Raw genomic sequence first — 26,598 nt, 5'->3', positions numbered from 1 at the left:
CGGCTGGCTTGACGGCATCATTGATTCGTTGCCGGAATTCAGTGAAGCGTTTCCGGCTAGGACCGGAGTCTAGAGAAAACCAGCTACCCCAAGGCGGGTTGCCTTCTCCTGTTAGTTTCACGAGAAGACGGCGAGCTTTCCGGCCCGTGATGGAATGCGGAACACAGTAGGGTGAGACTTCTGGCCCGGCTATGTGCGTCCAATTCTTTAAGAGGGTAGTAAATGCGGTGTCGATTTGTGCGTCGGTAGGCCGGTCGCGAGGCTCGATGTATTCGAAACTATAGTGCTGTTCCGGGTACGAAGTTGAAAGTTCACTAACATAGTAGCAGTCCTCCTCTTTAAGGTCTAACAGAGCTTCGTGCTCCCCATTGCGTTTGGCCCAATCAACCACCTGCCTCCAGCGGAACTGTTTGTCGACATCGGAGGAGTAGTGCCATCCATCTAGAACAAGTGGTAGTGGCGGCTCCTGTCCCTGTGAGCCGTTCAACTCCCATGCCGATCTCAATCGCTTAAAGATAGCGTAGGCCGCGTAAGGGAGGGGGCAGACAAAGATTTGTTTCTCCATAGTTTCCCTGTTTTGGCGATGAGCTTGTTTACCTATATCTGATCGTCGTCGATCGCGCCTTTTTCTTCCATGGTTTCGGGTAATGGAGGCAGTTCAATCGGCTGATGGATCATGTTCTGAGTGTTCAGAATTCGGATAAGTTCGGGGCGCTTAGGGAAGGGCACTTGAAGAAGTGTGAGGACTTCATTCATGATTGCGACCTTCCTATCGTTGCTGAGATTCGTCGCTACGAAATAAGGAGTTCCTTGGATGCGTTGGGGATTTACAGCATTCCCTGCTGCCGCCACCTCTGCAACTGAGCGCGAAAAGTAGATTCGCCTCCGTCCCTTCACTCGCTCTACCGCTACAAATCGCTCAGGACTCCACAGGTAGAGCTTTTTGAGGATCAGCATGAAACGGTCAATCGCGTGCCTCGCTGCATCAACTTCGTGTGGACTAATAATGGCAGTTTGGTCAGCATTTGGAGCTTGGTTGCGGGTTGTCGAACTCTGGTGACCGGGTGCCGTAGTTGGGGGGCAGGGGGGAGGATCCACATGGATGGCTGGTGGGTCAGGCGGTTGTCTAGGTTCGGCAATCTCCGGCGCGGTACCCCTATTCAGACCTAGCAGCCTTCTCAAGACGGATGAGGGCGTTTCACCAAAGTCACGGACCTCCGACTTGAGATGGTCGAGAATGTCTTGATCGAGTTCGACTAGGGGCACGTCCGACCTATACCAGATTGCGGATTCGTTGTGCAATCTCTTCCCAGTCCACATCCGGCGTCATGTGGCACCAGCTAAAACGAAGAGCCTCGTTGGCCTCATCATCCCCGTAGCCCATGGCTTTGATCACATGGCTGGGGGTGTAGCTGCTCGACGTGCAGGCTGAACCGTTGGAGATCGCCACCAAATCCTTGAGCGCGACGATCAGCGCCTCGGAATCAATGCCCGGGAAAGCGAGATTCAGCACATGATCCATCGTCTCTTCCGCCGGCCCGTGAATCCGTGAGGAGAGCGGAGCAAATGCTGCCAGCGCCGCGTCCTTGATCTTGCGGCAGTGTTCGCGACGCTTCTCGTGCTGCTTGAGTGCGACCTCAGCGGCCATACCCAACGCGGCTACATGTGCGACCGGAAGCGTGCCGGGTCGCAGGCCGCGTTCCTGGCCACCGCCGTAGAAGAGCGGCTTGAGCGGAGGGCGATCATATCCCCGGCGACGTGTGATCAGCGCTCCGATCCCTTTCGGTGCGTAAATCTTGTGTCCACTCACCGAAATCAGGTCGATCCGTACCTTGCGCAAGGGTTCCAGATCCTTGCCGAAAGCCTGCGCCGCATCGGTATGGAGATAGGCTTCGTGGCCTTCCAAGATCTTGCAGATCTCATGCAGCGGCTGGCGAACACCCGTCTCGTTGTTCGCCGCCATGATCGATACCAGCAGTGTGTCCGGCCGGAGCGCACCTTCCAGATCCTCTACGCGCACTCGACCATGCTCGTCCGATGACAGCCAGGTCACTTCGAAGCCTTGTTTCTCCATTGCTTCCAGCGGCTCAATCACCGCCTTGTGCTCGATCCGTGTGCCGATGAGGTGCCGCTTTCCTGTCTCGTTCCCGTGAGCGGCTAACCCAAGGATGGCCAAATTGTTGGACTCCGTTGCGCCACTGGTGAAAATCACTTCATCGCGTTTCGCTCCCACTACCGCCGCCACTTGATCGCGAGCTTTCTGCACCGCCTGCTTCGCCCGTGACCCGTATTCGTGCGTGCGACTCCCTTCGTTGCCGAATTCTTCAGTCAGATAGCGAAACAGCACTTCCTGGACCGCTGGGTCGAGGGGAGTGGTGGCGTTGCAGTCGAGGTAAACTGGGGACATTTCAGGAGGCTGATAAGAAAATCTAAAAAGTGTTTGCTAAAGCGATGTGTCGTATTTAACAAACAGATACCGCTCGCAAGGCCATCTGCCCCGAAAGAAATACCAAAGCATTTTCCCGTGCAACGTCAAAAAGCATCGCCCTACGCATCCCTTATCGCCGCCGCCACAGGTGCGCCGGAGCGTCGGCTTGCGCTGCTTGAGAATTTGATGCGGGACGAGATTTTCCACAGCACTCTCGATTGGCAGAGCGCCGAAGAACTGGCTGCAGGAGCTAGGCGGGCGCATGACCTCTATCGCTCCACCCCCGCCTATTACGAAGGGCTCTTGATCCTTCAACGATCCGAGTTTCGTCTCGCCCAACTCGAAGGAAGACTCCGAGAAGTAAGCGAATCCGGCGACACCGGGAAAACCGCCGATCTGGAAACCCGGGTGCAGCTCGCTCGCGAATCCGTCCGCATCGCCCGCGAAGCCATCCCACGTCTTGCCGCCTTCCACGAACTACCCTGATCCCCCAGACCCCATGGATACCGAACCCACTCTCAGCTTCCCCGTCATCCGCGGCGTCCAGGCCCGACGCGAATACTACGTCGCCATGTGGAGTCTACGCATGATGCGCCAAATCTCCATCTTCAACGAGGACGAACTCCCGCCGGAACTCCGGGCCCAGCGCATCCTTAGCAAAGGCCGCATCCCGGAAATGGCGGGCTACGTTTTGAACAACCCAGACGACTACGTCTTCTCCGCGCTCACGGTGTCCATTGATTCCAAGGTCGATTTTGAAGCCTTGGGAGATCAGGACAAACTCGGCATCCTCAAGGTGCCCATGGACGCCAAGTTCATCATCAATGATGGCCAGCACCGCCGCGCCGCCATCATCTCCGCACTGGAGCAGCGCCCGGAACTCGCCCACGAGACTATCGCCGTGGTCTTCTTTCTCGATATTGGGCTGGAGCGCTGCCAGCAGATGTTCGCCGACCTCAACCGCCACGCAATCCGCCCCAGCCGCTCGATCAGCCTGCTCTACGATCACCGCAACGACAAGGCGAAGCTCGCCAAGCTCGTCATCCTCAAGTCCCGCTTCTACAAGGAAATCGTGGACATGGAGAAATCCTCGCTCGCTCCCCGTTCGCGCAAGCTCTTCACCCTGTCCGCTTTTTACAATGCTTGCGCCGACCTCGTCGAAGGCCTCGCCACCGGCGATCTCAACGCCGATGCCAAACTCGCCCGCGAGTTCTGGGAGGAAGTCGCCTTCCACTTCCCGGCGTGGACCCAGGTCAAGGACGGCCGCATGCCCGCCAGCGAAGTCCGTGAAGGCTTCATCCACTCCCACGGCATCGCCCTTCAAGCCATCGGCAAGGCCGGGAATGCTTTGCTCAAGGCTCACCCCAAGGGCTGGAAACCCAAACTTGCCTCCCTTGAGAAAATCGATTGGTCCCGCGCCAACGCCAAAGTCTGGGAAGGCCGTGCCCTGATCGGCGGCAAGGTTTCCAAGGTCACGACCAACGTCATCCTCACCACCAATGTCATCAAGCAAGCGCTTGGCTTGCCCTTGGAAGAGTCCGAGAAGAAGGTGGAGGCCGCTTCCCGCCAACGGGACAAGAAGTGAAGATCCATGCACGCCATTGCTTGAAACGACCCGCTTCGCAGAGGCCACTCACCTGATTTACCGCCATGAATCCCGATTCCATCGTCACCCTGCAAGTTCAGTTCGATCAACTGGTCCAAATCCATCCCGAAGAAGCCGCACTGGAGTTCTGGTTTGCCAGGGACCTTCAGGCCCCTCTTGGTTACGCACGCTGGGAGAACTTTATGACCGCCATTCAGCGGGCCATCGATTCCTGTAAGACAACAGGTTACGATCCTGAACACCATTTTCGTGGCGTCACGAAAATGGTCCCCCTCGGAAGCGGGGCGGAGCGTCCCGTCGAGGACTTCATGCTCACTCGTGAACACGTCCAGAACAACCATAGCGTCCGTGAAATGCTCGGCCAGCGTGGCATCAAAGCCGAAAACCTGCCCCCTGAGGAAGACATCAAAAAACTCGAACGCCGGGTGAAGGCCGAGGAAAAGAAAATCGAGTCGAAGTCCGGGCGCATTCCGAAGGATTGACCAGCCAAGCTTCACCAAGCCAACCAACTTTTAGCATCTCCGCATTTCGGAATTTCAATCTTTACCCCAGACCATGCCTGCCAAATCCAAAAAACAGACTGAACTATCAGACAAAATCCAGCTCGCGGCATGATCGATGAACCCACTCTCGAATTCATGGCGATTCGTCTTCAAAAAAAGGGGCGTCCGCAATTCATCGCAAATTGGTCTTTGAAAACGATTCTCTTCTGCCTGGGTTCATTCGCCAAAGATGGAACACAAGGCAGCGGCCTGCGGCTAAATCATCCCCGCGCCCGTAGAATGGCAAACGATTGGCTGTCCGCAGGTTCCATACCTCCCGCCCCGCCATTGCTGGTTGCCATCGGGCAAGGCAGCACATTCACGCCACACCCCGCACATCCCGAAAGCGGCTTTGGAACGCTGAAGCTTCCGCTTTCGAAATTCATCGATGTCTGCGACGGTATTCACCGGATAGCAGCATTGCGGCAACTGGATCTACCATCTAAAAGTCTAACCGAGTCGGAATGGCCAGTCGAATACATCGAATGCTCCGACCTGGAAGATGCCGGATGCCTGATTGATAACCTGCGCAAGGAATCAAAACGCAAACCTCAACAAAAAACACCAAAGACCGGATCCGAATAGGCAAATGGAGACAAATAAAAGTGCCTACTGGCTTGGCAAACTCGCCAACCTCAACGCGGCCCGCACCGAGGCACGCGGCATAGCCCCGCACAAGCCACTGATGTTACTCAGCGTGATCGATCTCATCGAAGCCGGTGAGTTCAAGGATGCCTTAGTTCCATTTCATGCACGGCTCGTCTCCCAATTCCGCAGCTACTGGGACTTGGTTCTCGATCGCCAACGCAACCGCCCTGACATCGCCATGCCCTTCAACGCTCTCGGCGGCATCCACGATTCAATCTGGGAGCGTTTCGACGAACACGGCGCGCCATCGAGTTCAAAACTCACCACCCGCCTCTGCAAACTCGATCCCGGTCTGTTCTCGTGCCTCCAAGATCCCGCATTCCGCCAACAAGCCCGGCGCGGCTTGATCGCCAGTTACTTCACTCCTGGAGAACAGGTTGGCATCTGCGAACGCCTCGGTCTTCCCATTCCCGACTCCGCCGAGATGGCCGATTTCAAGCAAAACGCCGACGCGTTCAAAGCGAGTCGGAAGAAAGGCCGCGACAGCCGTTTCAAAGTTGATGTCACCAGCGGCTATCAATTCACATGTGCCCTCACCGGTTACCGACTTGAAACTACCGACGGCTACATTGTCCAAGCCGCCCACATCCACCAACACGCCAAAAGCGGCAACGATGATCCCCGAAACGGCCTCGCCCTCACTCCCGACGCCCACTGGATGTTCGACGCCGGACTTTGGACAGTTGTTCCAAATGGCGATGATCTGCTCGTCCAGATCGCCCTCGGACGCTACACCGAGTCATCGCCACATGGGAAATTGCTGGCGCAATTTCACAACCAGCCACTGAACTTTCAACTTCAAGCCCGTCTCAGGCCGGATCCGAAGCACTTTGAGTGGCATCGGAAAGCCCACCGTTTCCAATCACCCGACTATCACGATCATTGATGTCACGCAGAACCACTTCGAGCACCGAGAATGGCAAGCGCTCTTGTTCAAGACGTGGAGACTCAGGACGCGCGTCGGCACGGAGATAATCAAGTGTCGCCAATTCGCCAGCAGTTAGACGCTGAAGATCTCGTTTGGTGGGGGTTGCTTCATGGGTACAGAGATCGCGGAATGCGACACAGGTATCGAGATCCATCAACAGCGACTGAGTGTGTGGTAGATATGTCCGTAGTTGATCGAGAATGGCAAATCCATGAGTATCGACATCCCCCCAATAATGGATGGCACAGCGCTGGAGCCACTCCGCGCCTGCCAAGGCTGACCAACCATAACCCGCACCGAAGATCACGATACTCCGGGGGAAATCTGGAAAAGCCAGGAAGTTGATTTCGTTCTCGGTGATGAAGACGCGTTCCACGGAAGGATCTAGCAGACGGAAGGCTGCGGCATCGAGAGTGAGATCGAGTCCCAGGCGATTCGGCTCAATGGCGCAGGCTGGATCGAGATAGCGGATACGGATGCGCTCCGGTTTGTCACGCAATCCATATCGATTGGCGAAGCCGGTGACCCCTCGGAAATCGGGATTGATCAGTTCTGCCGGAAGTATGAGATCGAGCAGTTCGGCAAGAGTGCCGCGATGCCGCTCGACAAATTTGGTATGGACTCCAGGAACGTCGATCTGACGAAGGTAGAGATTGCTGCGTGGATGATCACGAATCCAATTGAGCACAGAGAGCAGTCGCTCCCAATCGTCAGCTAGATCGAGCGCAAACATGGGCCGTCGGGCCAACCAAGGGTGTAAGTCGGGAAATGCGGAGTCTGTCATTTCTGAGATCCTGCGGAAGGTGTCCCACTCACGCCGAACCCCCAGTAACCGGACTGCGGCTTCGACGTCGCCAAAAACGGCAGCGGAGGGCAATTCATTGGCTCCGAACAGTTTGTGTTGGATGTTCTTCCATTCGCATTGAATTGCCGCTTGCTCGCGCCAACTCAACGCCCAGTCCCCGACTGCGGAGAAGTTCGATGAAAGCTCAGACGAGCTTGGTCCACGGATCGTAAAGCGAAGGGGAAACAACGATTCTCTTTTGATTTGGCCGGACAGAATGTCGCCGCGATCCCAGCGCCGACGGAGCTTTGATTTCACATCGCCCGGTGTCATCCAGTCGATTTTCTTGGATCGGCTCATGACGTGGCACGCTCCTTTTCCTCGCGGTAGGCTTCGATTGTGAGATTGCGTAGCTGTGAATCACAACCGCCCGCATTGTGAACGAATCCAACTGACGCGACATAGGGCTCGATAATATGGATTTTCTGCAACGGGGTGACAATGAGAAGCTGGAGGTTGAGCTTTTCAAAAAGCCGCAGCCCGTATTGTGCGGATTCGTCCGATCCACGCCCGAACGCCTCATCAATGACAACGAAACGAAACGTGCGAGAGCGGACTCGCCCCCACTCCAAACCAAACTGATAAGCCAAGCTCGCCGCGAGAATGGTGTATGCGAGCTTTTCCTTTTGCCCGCCCGATTTACCACCGGAGTCCGAGTAGTGTTCGTGCTCACTGTGATCTTCCTTCCAACGCTCGCTGGCGGCGAAACCAAACCAGTTGCGAACATCGGTGACCTTTCGCGTCCAGCGACGATCCAGATCCGTGGTTCCCTCGCGACCCCGGAAGCGCTCGATGATGCTTTTGACCTGAATAAACTTTGCCTCGGAATACTGTTCATCGTCAGATCCAGTTAGAGCGCCTTCAGTGCAGGCACGTAATTCATTCTGAAATGCGCGAATGTCCTGATCGGGAACAGGCGTCGCTTCGAGTTTGATATAGCGCCCGGGATTGTAATCAATTTCCACAAGGGATTGATTGATCCGATCCACGCGTTCGCGAATTGTTTCGCGTTGTTGATTCAGGTGCGCATTGAAGTTTGCGATTTCCCGGATGGTATTTTGATTGAGATGTTCTTTGAAACGTTTCTCAAACCTCGGCAGGTCGTCTCCCCGAAGGCGCTCCAGCAAAGTTCGGAATTCACCGGATGATTCCACGGATGCGTCCATCTCGCGGGTTTCCGCCTCGAACTCCCGGCAAAAATCACTCATGCGCCCGATCAATCGGTCACGCACCGCATTGCCCGCCTTGTCTCTTGAATCGATGCGTGCCTGCATCCACGCACGCACCTCGCGCTCGCGGGCATCGCAGCCCTCAACCGTGAGCGTGTGCTCGCCGAGTGCCTCACGTCGTAGTTCGTCCAGACGGTCGACTCTGCTTGTTAGCGCGTCGGCGTCTGCTTCTCTCACCAGAGCGTTCGCGGAATCGCTCAGTGCCTGAGTATTCTGGATTCGCACTTCGACAGCTCCGAGCTTGCTGTCTTCATCGCTCTTCTTCGCATCTTCATGTTCAATTGAAGTTTGGACAATTTTCAGGCGCTCGTTGAGTTCGCGAAGAATGTCCGATGCGTTTTTCAATTCTCGCAACTCTTGAGTCTTGTTCGCGACTTGAGACGCAATGGATTCCCAATCGATCTCACGAAACTCCCGGTATTCTTCGAGTTTGGAAAGCAAGCCGATTCGTGTGCGCAAATTACTGCGTTTCTTTTCAGTGTTGGCCAAACGGGATGCAATCGCCGCGCCGTCGAATTCCACTTTCGCCTTTTCGCGTTCCAGAGTCGCGATCTTCGCCTCGTTGCTCCAGCCGAGAATGTAACGGGACCGGTCGTCAAGCCGATGGCGGTCGTCCTTTTCGTGACGTTCCCCCGGCATCCGCATCTGTCCGGCTCGGGTGATGGCTCGAGTTTCCCGCCGGAATTGCTCATGAGTTTCACAACAAGCCACGTCGAAACGATGAGAGAGTTCGCGTTCCATCCAGTCGTAAAATGGAGAATCTGGGAGGATCGAGAGTTTGCGGATGATGGAATCCGGATGCGCCGGGGACAATTCCTCACAACGCGCTTGGCGCACCCGGAAGTAAACCAAACGTCCCCGCAGGTGAGTGCGGTCCACCCACTCGACGACTTCGGAATAGTGATTGTCCGGAACGAGGAGTGATAGCCCGAAGTTGTGCAAAAGCCGCTCGGCAGCGCCCTCCCATACGGATTCCTCCTGATGAATTTGCAACAGCTCACCTGCGAAGGGCATTTCGTTCTCCGAGACTCCCATCGCGCCGCAAAGGGCTTCACGGATTGCGATCTGTTTAGACGGTATATTGCTCCGCCGTGCCTTGAGGCTGGCGATTTCATTTGCCAGTTCCTGCTGCTCATCCTGCAAGCGCCGCATGGCCACAGCGTCATCTGTTACTTGGTTCTGAAGGTCTGCCTCCTCGTTCTCGGCATCCCTTTTCATTCCAGCAATCCGGTCGCGCTGCTCGACAAACGAATCGGAAGTTTTGGCAACGGCTTCGTCAAGCTGCCGGACGAGGTCGGCATAGCGCTCAGCCTTCAAGCTGCGGCGATTGCGCTCGGCGGTTAGTTCATCGATCTGGGCGGCAAGCACCGCAATTCGATCACCGCCATTTTCCGCGATCTGGCGGGCGAGCGCGGACTCGTCCTTACGCAGGGATGCGAGATTCTCAATGATGGCCGCGAGATTCTGTCGTCGCCGTTCTTCCTCGGCGTGCAAGCTGGCGTTTCGTTCGTTCAGCAATCCAATCTTCAGTGAGGCAAAATGCGCTGTTAGTAACTCGCGAGCTTCCTTCAACTCGTCTGACTCGGCCCGCAGTTCCTCATGGCGGTTGCAGTCGCCAATGATCGGCGTGAGGAGTTGCACCTGACGCTTCGCACGGAGCACGGCGGCGTGAGCTCGGTCCAGATCGTCGAAGTGGCTGATCAGCGATGAAATACGCGTTTCCACCTCGAAGGGTTCGAGCATGTGGTCGCGGACAAAATCGGTGAGATTCCCGACCGACTTCATCGAAACCGTCTGGTGAAAAAGGTCGAGCGCCTGTTCGTTTTCGATTCCGAAGCGCCTTCTGAACCATGCACTATATTCCGTGAAGGAGTCGATGGGAGTCGCCCCGGATTGGCGAAGTCGGCGACGCAGCTCCCGCATGTCCGAGCCGAAATCTGTGAAATCGCTAGATATTGTAAGGTCGCGCTCGGCCCCCACATAGAACCGGGATGGCGGACCATTGGGGTCCTTCATCCAAAGCACGCAGGCGAGTGAAATCGTTTGGTCATAGCCTTCGTTGTGAAATACCGCCAGCAACACGGTAAAGGAGTTCGCGTCACGGAGCCCCACTGGTTTCGCGGCTCCGACACCGCTTTCGGAACGCTCGGTGCGATGGTATCCGAGCACGTAGGATCGCAAGCTCCGCTCTTTGGATTCCGCACCGGCAGCTTTGTTGAACGCGATACGATTGGCCGGAACGAGCAACGTGGTGATAGCATCTACCAGAGTGGATTTTCCTGAACCGATATCACCGGTGATGAGACAGTTCCGGGCTTCTGGATGCAGGCTCCAGACCCTCTTATCGAAGGTGCCCCAGTTGAAGACCTCCAATCGGCGGAGGCGGAACCCGGTCAACGAATCGTCCTCCGCGAACTCCAGGAACGTATCGTCAGAGTCAGTTTTCATTCGTCTCCTCCGTCGGGGATTCCATGTGGCAGCGATAGGCCTCTAGGCGTGCATCGAACTCGGCGAGCCACTGGGCATCGACAAAGGCTTTGAGGATACGGCGTACTTCGTAAGCTACCGCTTGACCAGAACCGGCAGCACTCTTGAGTTTGCGGATGAATCCGAGTTCGGCGATTTTGTTGAGATGTGTCTCGATCTGATCGGTGATTCGAGCTTCGTTCGTTTGCGTCGGGAGGAAAAGCCGCAGCATTTCGGCGCATTCATCGCGGCTGAGAACGAGCCGCGTGTCACCGCCGGTGGAATCGGATTCCGCGAGTTTCTTGCGCAGCAGCGCCAGCATCAAGCTTACCGGAAACGAAAGCTGGCGGCGCATGTAAAGCCGTGGCGTGGCGGTGCGGGGCGGGCTTTGGGATAACTCGTCCGGATCCGTTTCCCGCGATCGGAGAAAGGCGTATCCCTCCGATTCATCGAGAACAAGCTCCAGGTCGAGCACCTCTACGTAATCCCGAACTCTCGCATCCAAGGCGAGCAGACCGGCCCACAACTTGGGATCGCCATCCTGATAGACGACCCCTTTGAGCAAGGGAATGATGATCGCTGACAAAGCGACATCAGGCGGTGATTCGGGAGTGGTGGGAGGTGGGTTCATCGGACGAATATCACGCGGGGAAGACGAGCGGACTTATGGAGTGGGATACCGCCTTCGACAAGCGACTCCCATACTAGGATTTCCTCGCTGGATTCATCGATGGTGATCTTGAATGACCCGGAAGCTACTTCAAGATAGGCGATGATTTCCGCCAGGCCGTGCTCTAACGGCTTGGATTCCACAAGCTCGCGCAAACTTACCTGCGGGGTGTTCTGGAGCGCATGGCGGATGTGGGAAGAAAGTGCCGCTTTATCGACAAAACGCACGGCGAAGAGTGCCGCGGCATCGATTTCCACTTCGTCTGCGGCTAGCACGCTCGTATTTAGATCGGGCTTAAAGGGGGGAGTATAAAGCGGACGCTCAAAGGGCAGTTGGATCGCGGCGGAGGTTTCACGAATATTCATGAAGAAGGCTGTGCCCGGCGGCGTTTCACGCACCGCAAGCGATTTGGTTTCGATGCCATGCAGGAGATCCATGATGCGTCGGTTTTCCAACCAGGCCTTGTCATCGAGAAAACGCCGGAGCTGCTTCGAAAGGTCGGCTACCGTTCGCTGAGTGTGGTCGCCCGCTTCAAGCCAGTCGTAATGCACGCGCCGGAGTCGAGGGTCCGGATCGGTGGCTCGAACGGCGGCATGATCCAGAATGGAGTCCAATAGTTTGGTGAGTTCCTGTTGACGGCGGTCTGACATGAGAAAGTCCCAGAACGCACGGAAACTGCGGCCTTGATCGGAATCATCGATCGCATCTCGGCGGCCCAGGATTTCATCCAGCAGCGCGGCTTTGCCTCCCTCCCAGAGTGCGATTCGCTCACGCACCGATCTATCTAACGTCCGAAAGTTGTGTTCTACTTCCCGGAAGTCGGAGAGGAGTTCGCGGGCCATTTGGGTGAACTGCTGGAAGCGGTCGCGCATGCCGGTGTCGTCGAGCAAGGCCACGTCGCCGGCCAGCACGGCGGCGATTTCCCGGTCGATTTCATCGCGGCGTTTCTGCAGTTCGGTCACGCGGGTTTCGGGATCGGTCTCTGATCCCATGGCCATCTGGCGCAAAAGTTCGAACAGGGTGAGCAGCCGCGACTCGGTGCCTACAAATGCACGCGAACCCAGTTCACCGAGCCAAGTGATGACTCGTTCAGTCGCGGGCACCAAGTCGAAATGAGCCTCGTCTGTCCCGCGCAGGTAGAATTTCCGCAACCAACCTTTTTCAGGTGATGCCCAGTCGTTTAGGTATTCCCGGGCCGGGCGCGGATAATCCGTCAAATCGAAACGTTCACGCACACCGAAGAGTTCGTCCTCCAGAGCTTCTGCTAGATCCGCTTCGGGGATCACGCGGACATTCGGTTGCACGAACACGCGGTTGAGAAACGAGACCACCAGCGGAGCATGATCCGAACGAAGCAGACGCCACGCGGGGTGTTCCTTCTGGAGCACTTGAAGTGTGTTGTAGTTCAGGTCCGCCATGATTCTCGTTAAACCTTCTAGTTGGAAACGCAGAATGCTGCAATCCGAACACCTGTGAAGCTTTTGAAAGCGACGAGAACAACCGGGTCGGCACTCGTGAAGGGGGAGTCGAGAATGAAGGATTGTTCTCCGAGGAGACGTCCGCCTAGCCCCGCTCCCTTGAGGTCGGCATTGATACGCGAGCGGAGTTCGGCAAGTGCTGCGACGAACGCGATCGAGAGGACCTGCATTTCACCGCCGCCTGGATTTCGAACCAGATTCCCTGAATAATCGACGATCATAGGAAGCAGGGTTTCTCGATCAAGCTTGGATCGGTTTCCACCCGTGACCGAGGAATCAAAGTGGTGGCTCATGCGTTCCTGAAGAAGCTCGTAAACGGAGTCCTGGAAGCATTGGCGACCCTCTCTCAGATTGGAAAGGAGGTCCTCAGCAATTTCGATCGCGGCCTCAAGCTTCTCGGCCTCGCCGCTTCCTCGTTTCGGTCTCGCTTTTGCGATCTGGGGGCTAAGGTCCCTGAGCGTCGCCTCCTGTGTCTTGATCTTGCGATCGAGTTCGGCTTCGGTAGCCTGTTTTGATCGGAGGTCTCGGCTCGCCTCCTCGCGGGCGCGGACCAATTTATTGAATTCCTCAATCGACGACGATTGGACCTGGGGCTTCAGCTCCTCGATCGCTCTCTTTGATTCCGATACTTCCCGTGTGGCATCAATCTTGCGCTCGGACGCCTGTCTCAGCAGCGGAGAGAAGCTTCGGATGGCTGAGCGAATCCGCCCTTCTTGGCCGCCTTCCAAAGCATTGGCGAGGTTGACCAGATCGTTGTTCGTATGATTCGCCAGAGTCTTATCGAGGTAGGCTTGGAGATGGTGTTTCGCATCATCGTCGTGTGTTCTTCCGCAGACACAGGTCTGGGTCCGAAGGAGACGCTCGATAAAGCCCTTCGAGATGTCAGCAGGAAGAAGGTTGGCTTTTCTCAGGGCTTCAAGTCGGTCTTCAATCTGGCCGAGGATTGGCTCAAGAAGGGGAAGGCCGGAGCCTTTAGAGACCAGTGCGCAGATCTCGTTGCGGGATCTATCGAGATTTGAAAGGGCTCGGTCCCGTTTCTGCTCCTGATCCTTCAAACGTTGGTAGAGCTTCTGCGATTCTTCCGCCTTCCTGCTGGTTCTCAGGCACTCGCCATCGAGTTGGTCATACTTTTGCTGAAGTGAGTGGAGTTCACCCTTGATTTGAAGGAGAGCTTCTTGGTTCTCTCCCTTGCTCCGAGAGACGACGTCCTTCTTTCTCAAGAGCTCGGAATAGGCACCGTGGTTTCTTGTCTCCTTTTGGAGCGTGGACTTTAAGTTGGCGAGAACTCCCTGAGCGGTGTGGATTGCGTCTGCCCAACGGCGAATCTGGATTGCCTTTTTCAATGGTTCGGTTAGCGCCCCGCTATTCCCGTGGGACATCTTGCCCTCTGCCGGTTCGCCAGCGAAATAGAACCAGGAGAAGAGGTCTTGCGGCACGGCCGCATCGATCTGGAGCTGTAGGGAGCCATCGGCATCATCCGCGAACTGCTCGTTCGGACGATCAGTCTTTTTGTGCTGGAGAAATGGTCCCTCGGTTATCCACCGGTCTGGACCCGATTGGCGGGTCTGAAGCTGCCGACGGAGGGTGATGGGCTCCTTGTCTCCAATCGACAAACGGGCTTCGACCCAAACATCGATATTCTCGCCAACCTCGGCCTCGCGTCGGCATCGGTCGTTTGCCAGATTCCATGCGGTTTCTCGTTGGTTGCCCGCAAGGTGGCCATAGAGAAGGAAGCGGAGCGCTCGTAGGATCGTCGTTTTGCCGCTATTGTTTGGCGCGAGCACTAGAACGATCGACTTTGATCCGTTCGCCGACGGGAAATCGATGGTGTTGGTGCCCCAATACCGCTGGAAATTGTGGAGGGTGATCCGCTCGAAAATCATGGCGTTTTTTGGCTAATTGACCTGACCCAGAATCCGAGCCTCTAGGACGCCCTTTTTCTCGTCATTCGTCTTCGGCTTGAGGCTCTCGATCTGAAGGTCGAGGCTGAGCGAAACAAGTTCACGTTGTTTAGGGTCCAAGTCGGAGAGGAATTTCTTCAGAGGATTGGGAGGAGGCTTTGGCATGGTTTGGGCGGGTTAGGGCGGTTGAGTCGTGTTTCGGAACACCTTCTATCGATTGATGATCACAGAGAGATTTCCTTTAGGATTAGATACGGAAGATAAATCAAAGATGAAGCATAATTGTCTGAAAGTGTGGCATGAACAGATGAGAATTCTTGGATGCCGTAGGCGTTCGATTGGTGGGGAGATATGGCTGTTTGGGCAGTCTGTTGGACGCTGGTGATTTCTATCCTTTGGACGGCATCTGGATACTTCTATCTCTTCCGCGCCCCGAAATAAGGTCGCCGCGTTCGAGGAGGTGATCCTTGGTGGTGAGGGGTGGATCATATTATGCGTGATTCGCCACGCAGCTCACCATCCGCACGAAACTGACCTTCAAGATTGAGATGGGCTCGTAACTCAAGAGGCCGGGGGTTCGACTGCATCATCGAGACTAGAAGGTGCTTCGACCTGTCTTCGCTCGCTTCGACGACAAGGGGAAGGCCCATCAAGTGCCAGCCATTGTCCACGAGCTGGGATACCAAGTCCGTCGCTGTTGGTCCTGGGTCTTGCAGTTCAATTCGGAAGGAGTGGAAGCGATTGCCGACGGCATCTGGGCGCTTCGACTGAGCGAGGTCCAATGCAGATTTTAGGTCGGGACAGACGATAGTGGGTTTGGACATGGACTGATACTTTGGAATTTGGCTTTGGTCAGTGGGGTTTCTTTAAATCGTTTTCGGAGTGGAGAACTGGGCTGCAAGGGTAGTCACAGGCTGCACGCTTTTAAGAGGGCTGGGATAAGACAATCTGTCTGGACTCCAAGGCATTGATGAGTCTGTGCATGCAGTTGGCAGCGTCCAGAGTTAAAGGTTCTACATTCGGAATCAAAGATTTCCTGAGGCGGGTCCTGAATTTTCCGGTGCTTTCGATGAAGAGAGTGCTGCTTGATTCGGGCTAAGGGGTTCCAGGGTGATGTTTCGAGCACCCAGGCTGGCGTAGTCGATGGGGGTGCAGGTCAGGACGATGATCTGGAGGCCGCGGCTGGCTGCGAAGTCGAGGACTCGCTGGAGGCCGGCGATGCGATCGGCGTCGCTGTTGGTGAAGGCATCGTCGAAGATGACGGGCAGGCAGCCGCCGTGGCTTTCGGCGAGGAGTTCGGCCATGGCGAGGCGGACGGCGGCGGCGAGTTGTTCCTTGGTGCCGCCGCTGAGTTCTTCAAATTCGAAGGGTCCGCCGGGGCGAATGAGTTCGAGGCCGAAGAAGTCGCCGGTGTTCTGGCGGATCCGCGCGCGGGCCTGGGGGCCGAAGAGGCATTGGAGATAAATGCTGATCCGCTGGGCAAGCGGTTCGGTGAGTTGATCGGAGAAGCGTTGTTGTTCTTCTTCAAAGAGCTCGTGGAGGAGGCGCACGGCAGCGGCCCGGCGGGAGGCGGAGGCGTGAGTTTCCTTGGCACGGATGACGGCTTCTTTGGCTTCGCCGACGGCGGCATAGGGATCGCTGGTGCCGTCGCTTTTGAGGATGGCGGCGGTCTCTGCCTGGGAAAGCTGCGCTTGGTTGCGGAGTTCCTGCTGGGTGGAAATGGCCCGGCGATGGCGCGTGAGGTCCTGTTCTAACAACTCGGGCTGGAGCTCCTTGAGCTTGTTGCTAATACGAAGTTCGCTTGCCGCAAGGGTTTCGACCTTGCGCTCCGTCGCGGTGATGCGTTCGCGGCGGGCCGCCTGATCGCCGTGTTCTTTCACCAGCGTCTCGTGCTGGGTGCGGGCTCGGTCCGCGCCGGTGGTGGCGGCGGCAAGTTTCTCGGTGGAAGATTCGAGTTTATGGATGAGCTCCTGGACCTTCACGTGGTTGGCCTGCTGACGACCCCGGGCGGCATTTTCTTCCCCTTCGGCGGAGGCTAGGAGGCGTCCCGCGTCGGTGAGGGCTTCGGTGGCGGCATTCAGGTCGCTCGGTTTTTTAACCTCGCCTGCGAGTGGGGTGAGTCGGGCGATCTCTGCCTCCGTTTCCGAAAGGCTGCGTTGCTGTTGGGTGGCGTGCTCGCGGGTTTCGTCGGGATCGAGGGCTTCGAGCTTGGATTCGATGGTGCTGATCCGGGCACTGTGGGCGCTGCGCTCTTCGAGATGGCGCGCAGCATTCGCCATGTCGGCGACGCCGAGAGCCTCGAAGGCTTCCCGGAGCTTTTCCTCGGACTTGTGGAGGGATGAACGGAGTTCTTCGAGGCTGGCTCCTCCACCCGGGCGGATTCGGAAACGGTGTCCGGCGACTTCGAGGTCGCAGGGCTCGGTGATGGTGCGGGCGACTCCTCGTTCCAGGGACTCTCCGTCCAATAGCGGAGTGCCGTCGCCGCTTGTCCATTCCACACCTGCGGCAATCGCCTCAAGCGAGACGCGGGTTTGGTCTACTTTGTTTTCGAGGGCGCGCAGTCGATCCAGATCCTTGCTGCTGATCTTTGGCATGCCGGCGAGAGCTCGCTGAAGGGGAGCGAGTTCGTTCTGCAATGCGGTGATTTTTTTGAGACGCTCGTTCGTTTTTGCCAAGGAGGCTTGGCAGCGGAGTTGTTCGATCCATTGCTGGGCAAGCTCGCGGCGGTGTCGGGCGGTTCTTGTCGCGACCGCTGCGGCGTCTGCGGAAGTGGTCAACTCCCTCGATGCTCCTTCGGCGGCGGTCCGGTCTTCGCGTGCCTTGAGAACCTCGGCGTTCAGGGGTTCGATGGCTTTTTCAAGTCGCGCCACTTCCCCGGCGAGATCACGAATGCGTCCGTCTGCCTTGGTGTCGGCGGCGAGTGACTTGCGGGCTTCTGTGAGTTCGCGATCGACGTCTGCTTTCTCGGCTCTGAGTTTTTCGACTTCGGCCAGCTTGGCGACGACCTGTTGTTCGAGCTGTTCGAGTTCCGGCAGGGTTTTACCAATCTCGGTGAGTTGTTGGCTCGCGCGTTCATGATTTCTAACAGCTGACTCCAGCCGGTTTGCGGTGGCGGTCCGTTCGGTGAGGATTCGCTCTTGTTCGGCGAGGTTGGTTTCCGCCTGCTTCAGATCGGAGCCGGCACGAGTCTGTCCGGTGCTGGTGAAGTTGGCGTCCCATGCCTCGGCACAGCGCAGGGCGACGGCGGCGTCGAGCTCGGACTGCATCAAGGCGGCGCCTCCTTCTTCCTGCAAGCGCGACACGAGTGTGGCTTGCTCGGCGTTCAGGTCGAGGGTCGGGTCATTGGCGGAGGCGCCTTGCCGGATCCAGAGGTGGGCCCACGACTGGGTCGCGGCGCTGGCGGAAAGGGGTTCGTCGAAGCCCAGGAGCTGCGCGAGTTTCGTCTCGGCCTCGGCTCCGGTCCAGCGATCATGGGTGTCGGTGCGGAGTTCGGCGAGACTCGCCGTCGATGCGCCTTTGAAGCGTTTGCTCAGATGGTAGTGGGTGCCGCCTTGCTCGAACTCGAGGTCCACTTCAGGGGGTCCCGATGCGTCTTTCGATTGCATGCTCTCGAGCACGTTGCCGCCGCGCCGGTGGTTGAGGAACAAGGCGCGATGGGCGGCTTCGACAAGGGTGCTCTTGCCGCTTTCATTCGGGCCTCCGATGAGGTTGTGAGAGGCATCGAACTCGACCCGGGTGTCGGTGTGGATCCGGTAGTTCCGGACATGGAGGGAGATCAGGCGCATGCGGGCTGGTGACGGAGGGTCAGTTGGTAAAGTTCGCGCAGGGCAAGGCGCGCGGCGGCGGCTTGTTCGTCGCTACCGGCGGCCTGCTCGACGAGCCGGGTGGCGACTCGTGAAATCAGGGGGTCGCTGCGCCGTTCGGTGAGCTGGGCGATTTCATCGTCGGAGGGCATCTCGACGACGGTGTCGCGCAGCTTGAGGCGCACGAGTCGGGACTCCCAGGTTTCCAGTAGTTCGCGCAGGTGGAGCGATTCGCTAATCGTCAGGCCGCCGCTGAGTTCGAGTTGGAGGAGCACCCCATCCGCGCCGGTGCCGACCGTTTCCGCAAATTGCTGCTCAAGCTGGGCAAGGTCCGACTCTCCATCGAAACGGATGGCGAGTTGGTGCCATTGAAGCTTGGAAGTCGGGATGGTTTTGACAGTGGGGGATTTGCCACGAGCGATTGTGGCGATCAGCACGTGGCCCGGGCGATTGTCATTGCCTTTCGGGAAGCGATCGATTTCCGGAGTTCCCGCATACCAAGCCTTTTCTGCGACCTGCTTGGTGCCGTGCCAGTCGCCGAGCGCGATGTAATCGATCTCATCGAGCGGCAGTTTTGGCAGGTCGATGAGATTGGAATCCTGGGCATCGTCCTCGTCGCCGGATGAGGAAAAGCCCTGCACGCTGCCGTGGGCGAGGACGATGCGGGGGTGGTCGGAGGGAATGGATGACTCGTCGAAGGCGGTGCGAATCCAGGCCGTCGGGTCGGACAAATTCTGCCGGTGCTGGAGTGGGGCCGGGAGGATCACGGCGGTATCGAGAACCAACGGCACGGCCTCGGTGAGGATCTGGAAGTTGGGGGCGAGCGCTCGGGCCTCTTTTTGGACGAATTCCTGATTCCAAGGACCACCGGGACCGCCGAAATCGTGATTTCCCGGGATGGCGATTACCGGAGCTGGGATTTTGCCGATGGCGTGGAAGGTCGCGGAGACCGTCGCCTTGGTCGGGCTCGGTGAATCGAAGAGGTCGCCGGCCACGAGCACAATATCGGCGGATTCGGACGTTGCCAGTTCACCAATCCGTTCAATGCTGCGGAGCCGCTCCTGTTGGAGGCGCTGACGCTTGTCGGGATCGGGAGTGGAGGCGAAGGGTTTGCCAATCTGCCAGTCGGCGGTGTGGAGAATTTTGAGCGGCATTGGGGGAAACGGCGGTGGGGATGATCAGGGATTGGATTGCTCTTCACATAGAGACAGACAACTCTTTCGGATTCTAACACTCATGTGAAGAATATCCGTCGACGATTAGCTCGAAAAGCGGGAGCTGTCTGAAGGATCGTTGAGTGGCGGGAGAGGGGGAAAGTCAGTCGGTTTTGGAAGACGTTCGAACAAGTGGCCCCAATGGCAAAGGGTCTCAGTGTCGGTGATGTCTGTTTTTGGAGCGTCGTCCTCGGGATTTTCGTCTTTCCAGTCGTCGATGAAGAAGTGAAACACATCGTCATCCGAGAAGAGGTCATCGTCGAGAAAGTCCATGGGTGTGAGGGTAAGATGAGGGATTGTTACCCAGAGGGTGGGACAAGTGTGGGGGGAGCTCTCGATTTTGTTCCTAGCTGGGAGCGGTTCGTTCGGAACCTCTGAAGAAGTCCCACAGCCGGACCATCGCGAAAGTGTCTAGCTCGCAGTAGGAGAGGAGCTGTCGCGCGATCTCGGTCTTTCGCTCAGCGGTAGTCTCCGGAGCCATGGCTTCGAGGAATGCCTGCTGGGCGGCCTGGCCGTGCTGCACGCCGTCGAGGTCATCGTAGGCGAGGTCCGGGCAGACTGTGGGGAGGACCGCTTTGATGCTCCAGCTGCCGTGTTGATCGGGGTGGTAGTAGCGGTTTCTGGCGATGGGGAGCAGATCGACGACTCGGGCGATGATCGCGTGAAGGTCGGGGCCGAGGAGCGGAAAGCGTTTGGCTAAGCCTCGCATCACTCCGTTCTCGAAGCCGGCATTGTAGACGAAGACCGGGCCGGTCTTGCCGCAGTAATCGATTAGCGCCCGAGCGAAAGCTTCGCTGGGGTCATCGCCGGAGAGGTCGAGGAACTCCCGGTGTTCCATTTTTCCATCCGGGGCAACGATGTGGAGACTGAATTGGAAGGGGAGTTGCTGGTAGGGGCGGGTGCCTTTCCAGATGGGAACGCCAAAGCTGATGGTCTCGAAGTCGAGGAAGTAGGCGGTGCCGGTGTGCGGGGCGAGGTCGGCGGCGGCACCCTCGGCATCGAACCAAGCTTCGCCAGCAATCGATTGCCGTTTGATCATCCGGTTGACGGATGAAAGCATGTCGGCGGGAATTTCCCGGAGATCGTCATAGCCCATACCTTCCAACTCATCGCGCTTCTTGGCTCCGACGCGATGGAGCGAGCTCAGAGGGAAGTCGATGGTGGGCTTGTCGCGGTCGCAGTGTTGGCGGAATGGGCAGTCAAAGGGAGTGGAGCATTGCGGGCCGGTTTCGATTTCGGGCTCGGCGGATAGGGCTGCGACCTCTTGCGCCTCGCGGATCCAGTTAGCGACGTCGCCAGCCATGGCCTGGGACTCGGCGGTAAGGTCGACGGCTTTGAGCAGGCCTCGGTAGTCGCCACCGCCGGGATAGACGAAGGTGTTGTCGACGTGGGCAAGTGAGGAGCTCGCCAGATCAACGCCGGCCGTGGTGGCGATGTAGGTTTGCACAGCCAGATCCTCACGATGGTAGTCCTTCACGCTTGTGGAAGACTTCACTTCAAGCATGTGCCAGCGGAGACCGTTTTCGCCTGACTCGGGAAGCATGACATCAGCGAGGGCCAGGGCACCGTCGATGCGAAGGGCGGCCTCGAATAGGGGAGCCGGTGTGCTGGCCAGCCAGGCGCTGGTTTCCGAGTAAGCGGCGTCCCAGCCAATCGCGTTGATGTCGATGAGCTTGCCGTCACCTGTGCTGTCGTAGATTTGACGGGCGACGTCACCGACCTGATTGCCAATCGCGAAGACCAGCTCGCTTCCGGAGTCATCGCGCAGCTCGGGCTTGTGGAGTTCCAACCAGAGGCGCTTGGGGCACTGGCGGAAGGCGATGATTTTGGACTTCGAGAGCTGGCGCATGGGGGAACGGACGGACACTAATAACCCACTGGAAAGACGGAAGGAGTTCTTGGGCGAAGGGGAGAATTTTCTATGAGTTCACTTCTCCTCCATCTGCTTTTCCTCATCCTTCACGATATCTTCCATCGGGGCAGAATAGTCTGCCGACTTTTCGCCCGTGGCGGAGTGGTTCCGTAGAGCTGACATCTTTCTGGAGAAGCTCGTGGAAGAAGTATGAATTCCGACCCTCGAGTATTCTACTGCCGAGGCGTTTGACCGGGAGATTCCCATCTTCGCCGCAGTAGCGATGGCGTCTTGGGTCGCACCGAGGAAAAGAAACTCCCAGCTGTAGTGCTCCCGCTGGTGGGTGATCATCGCGTTGATCTTTTTCAGGTCGTAGTCGGTGGATGCGTTCTCCAGACCGTCGGTGAAGATGGCGACGATCACCTGGCCGGGACGGTCGGGTTCTGGTGTCGTGGCCAGACGTTTACCGATGTCCGTGATGGTGCGTCCAATGGCATCCAGCAGAGCCGTCATGCTTCGCGGGACATAGGTACTGGTATCGAGTTCGGGGACTTCCCCAATGGGTAGGCTGCTGCAAGGAACCAGGTATTCATCGTCGAACAGGACGAGCGTGAAACGCGCGGAGCCCGGTGCTCTGCGTTGTTCGCCGAGGAACTGATTGAAGCCGGCGATGGCCGGTTCGACCATGTCGTTCATGGATCCGGAGCGGTCGAGGATGTAGGCGATTTCGGTGAGGTGCTTGTTCATGATATGGGGACTGGGATGTTTGGTTGAGCTTGGATGGCTTTTTCAGCCTGCTGAATCGCGGTGTGCGCGGAGAGCTTGCGGAATCGGAGACCGTTCCAATGCACCTCTCTGCCACAGGCCAGCACGGGATGGCCGACGAGCCGCAGGGTTTGGCCGCCCCGATAGTCTTTGGCGACGGTGGAGACGAAGTAGACATCACCTTCGGCGATAAACCCACCGGGGAAGGTAAAGTCAGTGCCAGATAGCCCGTTGGGGCTGATGGGGATTGGGGTGGCGTCAATGCAGACAACGCGGTCGCCCTTGTGGATCTCGCTCATGTTTCCATCCTAGTCTGCCGGGGTCGGACATCTGTGGGGGGAGGGAAAATGACAGAGGGAGAGTGACGATCTCTTGGTCACTGCCAGCACTTGCCTCGCCCCTTACGCCCGCCGCTCAGCCTCCGCATACTCCGCCGATAGGTCGATGCCGATGTCCACGGATGGGTCGATGCGCTGGAAGCCGGCGTATTCGAGGCACAGCAACTCCAAGCCGGAGAACTTCCCGGGTAGGTTGCGCAGGGTGTGGACGGGCTCGCGGCTGCGGATGGAGAGGCCCTTGGAGCCGAGCATGGCGATCTCGAAGGTGAGGTCGCGGACCTGGCCGTCGGTCATGCTGGCGAAGCGCTTCAGGGCATCGACCAGATGAGCGACGGCATCCTCGCGGAGTTCGCCGCTGTCTTCGCCGGTGAAGCGTTCGGAGGAAATCCGGGTGAGGCGCTGCTCGGCGCGTTCGGCCAGTGAGCCGGTCTTGTCGAGTGCGATGACGCGTCGGTAGGCGGTCTCGGCTTCGGCCGTCACGCCGGTTTGTTCGAGGGCCATGCCAAGGTTCAGCCAAGCTTCTGGATCGTCCTGCAAAAGAACCACCGCAGCCTTGAGATGCTCCAAGGCTTCCTCAAGCAGATCCATTTGAGCAAGGGCGGCACCAAGGTTCTTGCGGGCGAGGCCGTCGTGAGCATCACGTTCCAGCGCCACCCGGAAGGCAGCGATGGCATCGTCCCACTTTCCGGCCCGTGCATTGGCGACGCCGAGTGCGACGTTTGCACCGGGGTAGTGCGGGTGAGAGGTCGTGAGTTGATGGAGGAGACGGATGGCCTCGTTCGCCTCGCCCCGGTCACCGAGGGCCATGCCAAGGTTGTAGAGGGCGTCGGGATCGTTGGGATCGCGCTGGAGGGCGACCCGCAGGAGTGCGATGCCCTTGTCGGTGTCTCCCTCGCGGAGTTGGTCGGCTGCCTGGCTCGCGAGCGGCGCTGGTTCCGCTTTCCCCGTCCAACGGAGGATGACGAGTTCCTCGCTGACGGCGATATGGGCGGCACCGCCGTATGGCTGGAAGCGTTTGGTGAAGTATTCGCGGACGGCTTCTTGGAACGCCTCGCCGTGGAGTTCGCGTTGCGGCTCCGGGAGTTGGGAGCGGTCGAACTCGGTCAGGGCGAAGCGGATGTCGTGCGGGATATCGGCCATCAGTCGTTTCGCGGTTCGGTGTGGAAATGGAAGCTGCCGGTGAGCCCGAGGGTGGAGGCCCAGCAAATGACGAGGTCCTGGTCGGAGGAAGGGGCATCATCCACCACCTCGAGGGCGGAAAGGAGTTCCTCGGCCCGGTCGCGGTAGCCGAGGGCCTCAAAGGGGATCGCGTAGCGTGGCTCGTCGTGGACGCCTGCCCAGTGGATGGCGAAGGCCGCGTTCATCGTGGTGTTGGCGTCGACGATGCCGCGTGGGAACTTTCCTCGGAACTCGGGGGCGAGTGCCTTTTCCATCTCAGCGAGTTGGGTGAGGATTTCGTCGTGCTGCTGTTGAGCGAGGCCGGGGAAGTCGTCGCGAATGGTGGCGTCCACCCGAAAGCCGACGGGGAAGCTGCGCATTTGGTTGGAGACCTGCCCGACCATTTTACGGGCGAAGTCGACAGGGAACACGTCGAGGCCGAGGACCTTGATGGCGACATCCTGCTCGGACGGAGTGCCTGCAAGGTCCCAGCGTTCGGCTGGAGGCAAGGTAAGTCGGCGGAGTAGGAACAGGAGCTGACTGGCGACAAGGTAGTCGGGATTGAGGATGCCTGGTTTGAAGCGTATCAGGTGGGCTGGCGCTCCGCCCCGCGCTGCCACCACCGTGGCACGCATGCTCATGCTCGGCTCCTCGGCGACGTGCACCGGGAGGCCGGACGTCTGCTCGACCTGTTCGATGAGCTGCTGGACTTCGGGAGAAAATGGCATGCGGCGTCGGCGTCTTGGGACGCCGGGGCGAGGCTGGCAACGTGTGAACGCCCACGCAAGCACCGTTGGGATTCGCTGGCCATACGTTCGGGACAGGAGGTAGCGTGGGCCCGTGAAGCGCAGCCGAAAACAAAGTGATCCGGAGCGACTCGAAAGGCTGGCGGATCAGGCGCAGGACTATGCGCTGCACATGCTGCGGACCACCGGCTCGGTGCCGTCGACAGTGATTGCCGACACTGACGATGGTTACATTTTCTGCATGCCGACCGAGCTGGTCGATGATGAGGCCAAGGACCGGTTCGCGGAAGTGGCACGGCTGTTCGCGGTAGCCTGCCGGGCGCGGGCGTTGGTCATGGTTGTCGAGTCGTGGGTGAGTCTGCCGGATGCCTCCGGGCATCTTGACACGAGCGTGGCACCTTCGGAATCGCCCGACCGCCGAGAGATGGTAGCGGTGTTGTTGGAAGACGCCATTCATGCCGCCACCCGCCTCATTCCCATCATCCGCCACGACGCTGGTGGCTTTGCCGGCCTCGGTGACAGTGGGGCGCTTGAATACGGCGAAGGTGAGGGACGCTTTTCTCAGCTGATGCCAAAACACAGACCGGCCTCGTCCGATGTGGAGATGGCACGCAGGCAACTTGAGCTGCTCGGCATGCGGATTGAGAACCGGGGTTTCGACCCGTCGATGAACTGAGACCATGGAGAAGAGTGATCAGGGAATTGTGGTGGTCTTCCGCGAGCAGCAGGTGCGACAGCGGAAGCTCGCGCACTTCCTGAAGCACTACGGTATCGGCGTGCTACCCGAGGGTCCGGAGCTGGCGGAGCTGATGGGAACCTTTCAATTTTTCGTCGAGGGCTGGGACGACGTGCCGGAGGAAGTCTACGCCATCCCGGAGATCCGAAAGTTCTACGCCCACTTCCACGAGCTCTGGCCCTACTGGTTCTACTTCTGCGATCTGGAGACCGAGACCCTGAAGATGATGACGATGTGCCTGCTGCCGAATCTGGAGGGCTTCAAGCGTCTCGGTGAACCGAAGGCTGCGGTGCAGTATGACCCGATGGAACTGCTGCACTTTATCCAGCGGAACTTCGTGCCGCTGAACATGATGATGGAACGGGCCGGGATGAGCGAGACGGACATTTACCAACGGAGCGGCGACATCTTCCGCTACTACGGGCTGCCCTACGATGCTCCGCCGCCGGAGTGACACCGCAGCTCCCGTCCTGACCGAACTGGCTGCCGGAAGTGTTACCGATCGGTAACGTTTGCTGGGCGAGACTTCACCGTGATTTCACGCCGCCCGCATACCGGCTGCCGAACTTCCTGCCAGACTCTCGCCATGGAAGCCCGCCCGAAACGAACCCATCGCCGGAGTCGGCTGCTGTATGGAGTCTTGATCGTGATCACCATCGCCGCCGGGCTCGCCTCGCGGTCGTCCCTGGCCGTCCACCTGCCCGCCTTCGTCGCCACCTACGCCGGGGACACGCTGTGGGCACTCACGCTGTTCCTCGTGCTCGGCTTCGCTTTCCCGAGGACGTGGCCCGGGGTGATTGCCGTGGCGACTCTGGCGCTGGCCTTCGCGATCGAGTTCAGCCAGCTCTATCAGGCTGGGTGGATCAACGCGGTGAGGGACACGCGGGTTGGTGCGCTCGTGCTTGGTCACGGGTTCCTGTGGAGCGACCTCATCTGCTACACCGTGGGAGTCGGCGCCGGGTGGCTGACGGAGTTGGTGATGGTGGCCCGTAGCCGGAGGCAGGTGACGGGAGGGTGAGGAGGCGAGGTGTCATGCGGATTGTCGCCCGATCCTCTGTGCGGCGTTTTCACGCGTCCACTGTTCATTCCGCCTAAGGGCCAGGCCCAACGTCTCCCGGCACGTCTCAAGGCCACTAGTGGGGCCGGAGCGAATGTTTCTGGATTGGAGGGGTCCAGTCGCCTGAGGATCGGGGGACGATTCGGGCGACGTGCTGGAAGGTGATGGTGGAGGCAGTTTAGGAGTCGC

25 protein-coding genes are annotated in these 26,598 nt (G+C 58.3%); 8 read left to right on the top strand and 17 right to left on the bottom strand.

Annotated features, from left to right (window positions below):
• From WBG04_RS18815 to dndA, 3 genes are all read right to left on the bottom strand, one after another.
• A partial coding sequence (locus WBG04_RS18815; protein ID WP_424316259.1) for a hypothetical protein occupies nt 1-505 on the bottom strand: 505 nt, incomplete at its 3' end.
• Nucleotides 506-597: 92 nt separating this feature from the next.
• Complete coding sequence (locus WBG04_RS18810) at nt 598-1,320, bottom strand: hypothetical protein (protein ID WP_424316258.1); 723 nt, start codon at nt 1,318-1,320, stop codon at nt 598-600.
• Complete coding sequence (dndA, locus tag WBG04_RS18805) at nt 1,274-2,407, bottom strand: cysteine desulfurase DndA (RefSeq protein WP_424316257.1); 1,134 nt, start codon at nt 2,405-2,407, stop codon at nt 1,274-1,276. The genes WBG04_RS18810 and dndA overlap by 47 nt, the downstream gene beginning before the upstream one ends.
• A gap of 117 nt (nt 2,408-2,524) precedes the next feature.
• Here dndA and WBG04_RS18800 point away from each other — a divergent pair, with 117 nt between their 5' ends.
• From WBG04_RS18800 to WBG04_RS18780, 5 genes are all read left to right on the top strand, one after another.
• Nucleotides 2,525-2,914, top strand: a complete 390-nt coding sequence (locus tag WBG04_RS18800; protein WP_424316256.1) for a hypothetical protein — start codon at nt 2,525-2,527, stop codon at nt 2,912-2,914.
• A 13-nt stretch (nt 2,915-2,927) separates the two neighbouring features.
• A complete protein-coding gene (gene dndB, locus WBG04_RS18795) occupies nt 2,928-4,013 on the top strand; it encodes a DNA sulfur modification protein DndB (RefSeq protein ID WP_424316255.1) in 1,086 nt (361 codons plus the stop codon).
• Nucleotides 4,014-4,078: 65 nt separating this feature from the next.
• Nucleotides 4,079-4,516 (top strand): hypothetical protein, encoded by a 438-nt coding sequence (locus WBG04_RS18790; RefSeq protein WP_424316254.1) that lies wholly within the window; start codon nt 4,079-4,081, stop codon nt 4,514-4,516.
• Between the two features lie 129 nt (nt 4,517-4,645).
• A complete protein-coding gene (locus WBG04_RS18785; protein WP_424316253.1) occupies nt 4,646-5,161 on the top strand; it encodes a hypothetical protein in 516 nt (171 codons plus the stop codon).
• Nucleotides 5,162-5,165: 4 nt separating this feature from the next.
• The gene (locus tag WBG04_RS18780; protein ID WP_424316252.1) at nt 5,166-6,110 is read left to right on the top strand and encodes an HNH endonuclease; all 945 of its coding nucleotides are present in this window, start codon (nt 5,166-5,168) and stop codon (nt 6,108-6,110) included.
• Here WBG04_RS18780 and WBG04_RS18775 read toward each other — a convergent pair.
• From WBG04_RS18775 to WBG04_RS18710, 14 genes are all read right to left on the bottom strand, one after another.
• On the bottom strand, nt 6,034-7,269 hold the full coding sequence (locus WBG04_RS18775; RefSeq protein ID WP_424316260.1) for a DUF3322 domain-containing protein: 1,236 nt from the start codon (nt 7,267-7,269) through the stop codon (nt 6,034-6,036). The two genes, WBG04_RS18780 and WBG04_RS18775, sit on opposite strands and share 77 nt — an antisense overlap.
• Before the next feature lie 23 nt (nt 7,270-7,292).
• Nucleotides 7,293-10,673, bottom strand: a complete 3,381-nt coding sequence (locus WBG04_RS18770) for an ATP-binding protein (RefSeq protein WP_424316251.1) — start codon at nt 10,671-10,673, stop codon at nt 7,293-7,295.
• A complete protein-coding gene (locus WBG04_RS18765; RefSeq protein WP_424316250.1) occupies nt 10,663-11,322 on the bottom strand; it encodes a DUF4194 domain-containing protein in 660 nt (219 codons plus the stop codon). Before WBG04_RS18765 ends, WBG04_RS18770 begins: the two co-directional genes overlap by 11 nt.
• A complete protein-coding gene (locus tag WBG04_RS18760) occupies nt 11,319-12,779 on the bottom strand; it encodes a DUF3375 domain-containing protein (RefSeq protein ID WP_424316249.1) in 1,461 nt (486 codons plus the stop codon). Before WBG04_RS18760 ends, WBG04_RS18765 begins: the two co-directional genes overlap by 4 nt.
• Nucleotides 12,780-12,796: 17 nt before the next feature.
• On the bottom strand, nt 12,797-14,722 hold the full coding sequence (locus tag WBG04_RS18755; protein ID WP_424316248.1) for an AAA family ATPase: 1,926 nt from the start codon (nt 14,720-14,722) through the stop codon (nt 12,797-12,799).
• Between the two features lie 12 nt (nt 14,723-14,734).
• Complete coding sequence (locus WBG04_RS18750) at nt 14,735-14,905, bottom strand: hypothetical protein (protein WP_424316247.1); 171 nt, start codon at nt 14,903-14,905, stop codon at nt 14,735-14,737.
• Between the two features lie 860 nt (nt 14,906-15,765).
• On the bottom strand, nt 15,766-18,525 hold the full coding sequence (locus WBG04_RS18745; protein WP_424316246.1) for an AAA family ATPase: 2,760 nt from the start codon (nt 18,523-18,525) through the stop codon (nt 15,766-15,768).
• Nucleotides 18,516-19,697, bottom strand: coding sequence for a metallophosphoesterase family protein (locus WBG04_RS18740; RefSeq protein ID WP_424316245.1), 1,182 nt, complete (start codon nt 19,695-19,697; stop codon nt 18,516-18,518). The genes WBG04_RS18745 and WBG04_RS18740 overlap by 10 nt, the downstream gene beginning before the upstream one ends.
• Before the next feature lie 105 nt (nt 19,698-19,802).
• Nucleotides 19,803-20,030, bottom strand: a complete 228-nt coding sequence (locus tag WBG04_RS18735; protein ID WP_424316244.1) for a hypothetical protein — start codon at nt 20,028-20,030, stop codon at nt 19,803-19,805.
• A gap of 73 nt (nt 20,031-20,103) precedes the next feature.
• On the bottom strand, nt 20,104-21,606 hold the full coding sequence (locus WBG04_RS18730; protein WP_424316243.1) for a DUF2779 domain-containing protein: 1,503 nt from the start codon (nt 21,604-21,606) through the stop codon (nt 20,104-20,106).
• A 78-nt stretch (nt 21,607-21,684) separates the two neighbouring features.
• Nucleotides 21,685-22,356, bottom strand: coding sequence for a vWA domain-containing protein (locus WBG04_RS18725; protein ID WP_424316242.1), 672 nt, complete (start codon nt 22,354-22,356; stop codon nt 21,685-21,687).
• Nucleotides 22,353-22,673 (bottom strand): hypothetical protein, encoded by a 321-nt coding sequence (locus tag WBG04_RS18720; RefSeq protein WP_424316241.1) that lies wholly within the window; start codon nt 22,671-22,673, stop codon nt 22,353-22,355. Before WBG04_RS18720 ends, WBG04_RS18725 begins: the two co-directional genes overlap by 4 nt.
• A gap of 102 nt (nt 22,674-22,775) precedes the next feature.
• Complete coding sequence (locus tag WBG04_RS18715) at nt 22,776-23,852, bottom strand: tetratricopeptide repeat protein (protein ID WP_424316240.1); 1,077 nt, start codon at nt 23,850-23,852, stop codon at nt 22,776-22,778.
• Nucleotides 23,852-24,598, bottom strand: a complete 747-nt coding sequence (locus tag WBG04_RS18710) for a hypothetical protein (protein WP_424316239.1) — start codon at nt 24,596-24,598, stop codon at nt 23,852-23,854. Before WBG04_RS18710 ends, WBG04_RS18715 begins: the two co-directional genes overlap by 1 nt.
• A 112-nt stretch (nt 24,599-24,710) precedes the next feature.
• Between WBG04_RS18710 and WBG04_RS18705 the strand changes: the two genes are divergently transcribed.
• The 3 genes from WBG04_RS18705 (at nt 24,711) to WBG04_RS18695 (ending at nt 26,370) form a co-directional block, all read left to right on the top strand.
• Nucleotides 24,711-25,292 (top strand): hypothetical protein, encoded by a 582-nt coding sequence (locus WBG04_RS18705; protein ID WP_424316238.1) that lies wholly within the window; start codon nt 24,711-24,713, stop codon nt 25,290-25,292.
• 4 nt (nt 25,293-25,296) lie between these two features.
• Entirely contained in the window at nt 25,297-25,806 is a 510-nt protein-coding gene (locus WBG04_RS18700; RefSeq protein WP_424316237.1) for a hypothetical protein, read from the top strand.
• 78 nt (nt 25,807-25,884) lie between these two features.
• Nucleotides 25,885-26,370, top strand: coding sequence for a DUF2809 domain-containing protein (locus WBG04_RS18695; protein ID WP_424316236.1), 486 nt, complete (start codon nt 25,885-25,887; stop codon nt 26,368-26,370).
• The last annotated feature ends 228 nt before the right edge of the window (nt 26,371-26,598 follow it).

The organism is Haloferula sp. (assembly GCF_049672945.1).
Lineage (GTDB): Bacteria > Verrucomicrobiota > Verrucomicrobiia > Verrucomicrobiales > Akkermansiaceae > Haloferula.
The sequence above is the reverse complement of the archived record's forward strand: the minus strand, read 5'-3'. Positions and strand labels throughout refer to the sequence as shown.

Bases quoted from the DNA above. Each gene is read 5' to 3' on its own strand.
- WBG04_RS18810 (WP_424316258.1), bottom strand. From the start codon at position 1,320: ATGTGGACTGGGAAGAGATTGCACAACGAATCCGCAATCTGGTATAGG.
- dndA (WP_424316257.1), bottom strand. From the start codon at position 2,407: ATGTCCCCAGTTTACCTCGACTGCAACGCCACCACTCCCCTCGACCCA.
- dndB (WP_424316255.1), top strand. From the start codon at position 2,928: ATGGATACCGAACCCACTCTCAGCTTCCCCGTCATCCGCGGCGTCCAG.
- WBG04_RS18790 (WP_424316254.1), top strand. From the start codon at position 4,079: ATGAATCCCGATTCCATCGTCACCCTGCAAGTTCAGTTCGATCAACTG.
- WBG04_RS18785 (WP_424316253.1), top strand. From the start codon at position 4,646: ATGATCGATGAACCCACTCTCGAATTCATGGCGATTCGTCTTCAAAAA.
- WBG04_RS18780 (WP_424316252.1), top strand. From the start codon at position 5,166: ATGGAGACAAATAAAAGTGCCTACTGGCTTGGCAAACTCGCCAACCTC.
- WBG04_RS18775 (WP_424316260.1), bottom strand. From the start codon at position 7,269: ATGACACCGGGCGATGTGAAATCAAAGCTCCGTCGGCGCTGGGATCGC.
- WBG04_RS18770 (WP_424316251.1), bottom strand. From the start codon at position 10,673: ATGAAAACTGACTCTGACGATACGTTCCTGGAGTTCGCGGAGGACGAT.
- WBG04_RS18765 (WP_424316250.1), bottom strand. From the start codon at position 11,322: ATGAACCCACCTCCCACCACTCCCGAATCACCGCCTGATGTCGCTTTG.
- WBG04_RS18760 (WP_424316249.1), bottom strand. From the start codon at position 12,779: ATGGCGGACCTGAACTACAACACACTTCAAGTGCTCCAGAAGGAACAC.
- WBG04_RS18755 (WP_424316248.1), bottom strand. From the start codon at position 14,722: ATGATTTTCGAGCGGATCACCCTCCACAATTTCCAGCGGTATTGGGGC.
- WBG04_RS18750 (WP_424316247.1), bottom strand. From the start codon at position 14,905: ATGCCAAAGCCTCCTCCCAATCCTCTGAAGAAATTCCTCTCCGACTTG.
- WBG04_RS18745 (WP_424316246.1), bottom strand. From the start codon at position 18,525: ATGCGCCTGATCTCCCTCCATGTCCGGAACTACCGGATCCACACCGAC.
- WBG04_RS18740 (WP_424316245.1), bottom strand. From the start codon at position 19,697: ATGCCGCTCAAAATTCTCCACACCGCCGACTGGCAGATTGGCAAACCC.
- WBG04_RS18735 (WP_424316244.1), bottom strand. From the start codon at position 20,030: ATGGACTTTCTCGACGATGACCTCTTCTCGGATGACGATGTGTTTCAC.
- WBG04_RS18730 (WP_424316243.1), bottom strand. From the start codon at position 21,606: ATGCGCCAGCTCTCGAAGTCCAAAATCATCGCCTTCCGCCAGTGCCCC.
- WBG04_RS18725 (WP_424316242.1), bottom strand. From the start codon at position 22,356: ATGAACAAGCACCTCACCGAAATCGCCTACATCCTCGACCGCTCCGGA.
- WBG04_RS18720 (WP_424316241.1), bottom strand. From the start codon at position 22,673: ATGAGCGAGATCCACAAGGGCGACCGCGTTGTCTGCATTGACGCCACC.
- WBG04_RS18715 (WP_424316240.1), bottom strand. From the start codon at position 23,852: ATGGCCGATATCCCGCACGACATCCGCTTCGCCCTGACCGAGTTCGAC.
- WBG04_RS18710 (WP_424316239.1), bottom strand. From the start codon at position 24,598: ATGCCATTTTCTCCCGAAGTCCAGCAGCTCATCGAACAGGTCGAGCAG.
- WBG04_RS18700 (WP_424316237.1), top strand. From the start codon at position 25,297: ATGGAGAAGAGTGATCAGGGAATTGTGGTGGTCTTCCGCGAGCAGCAG.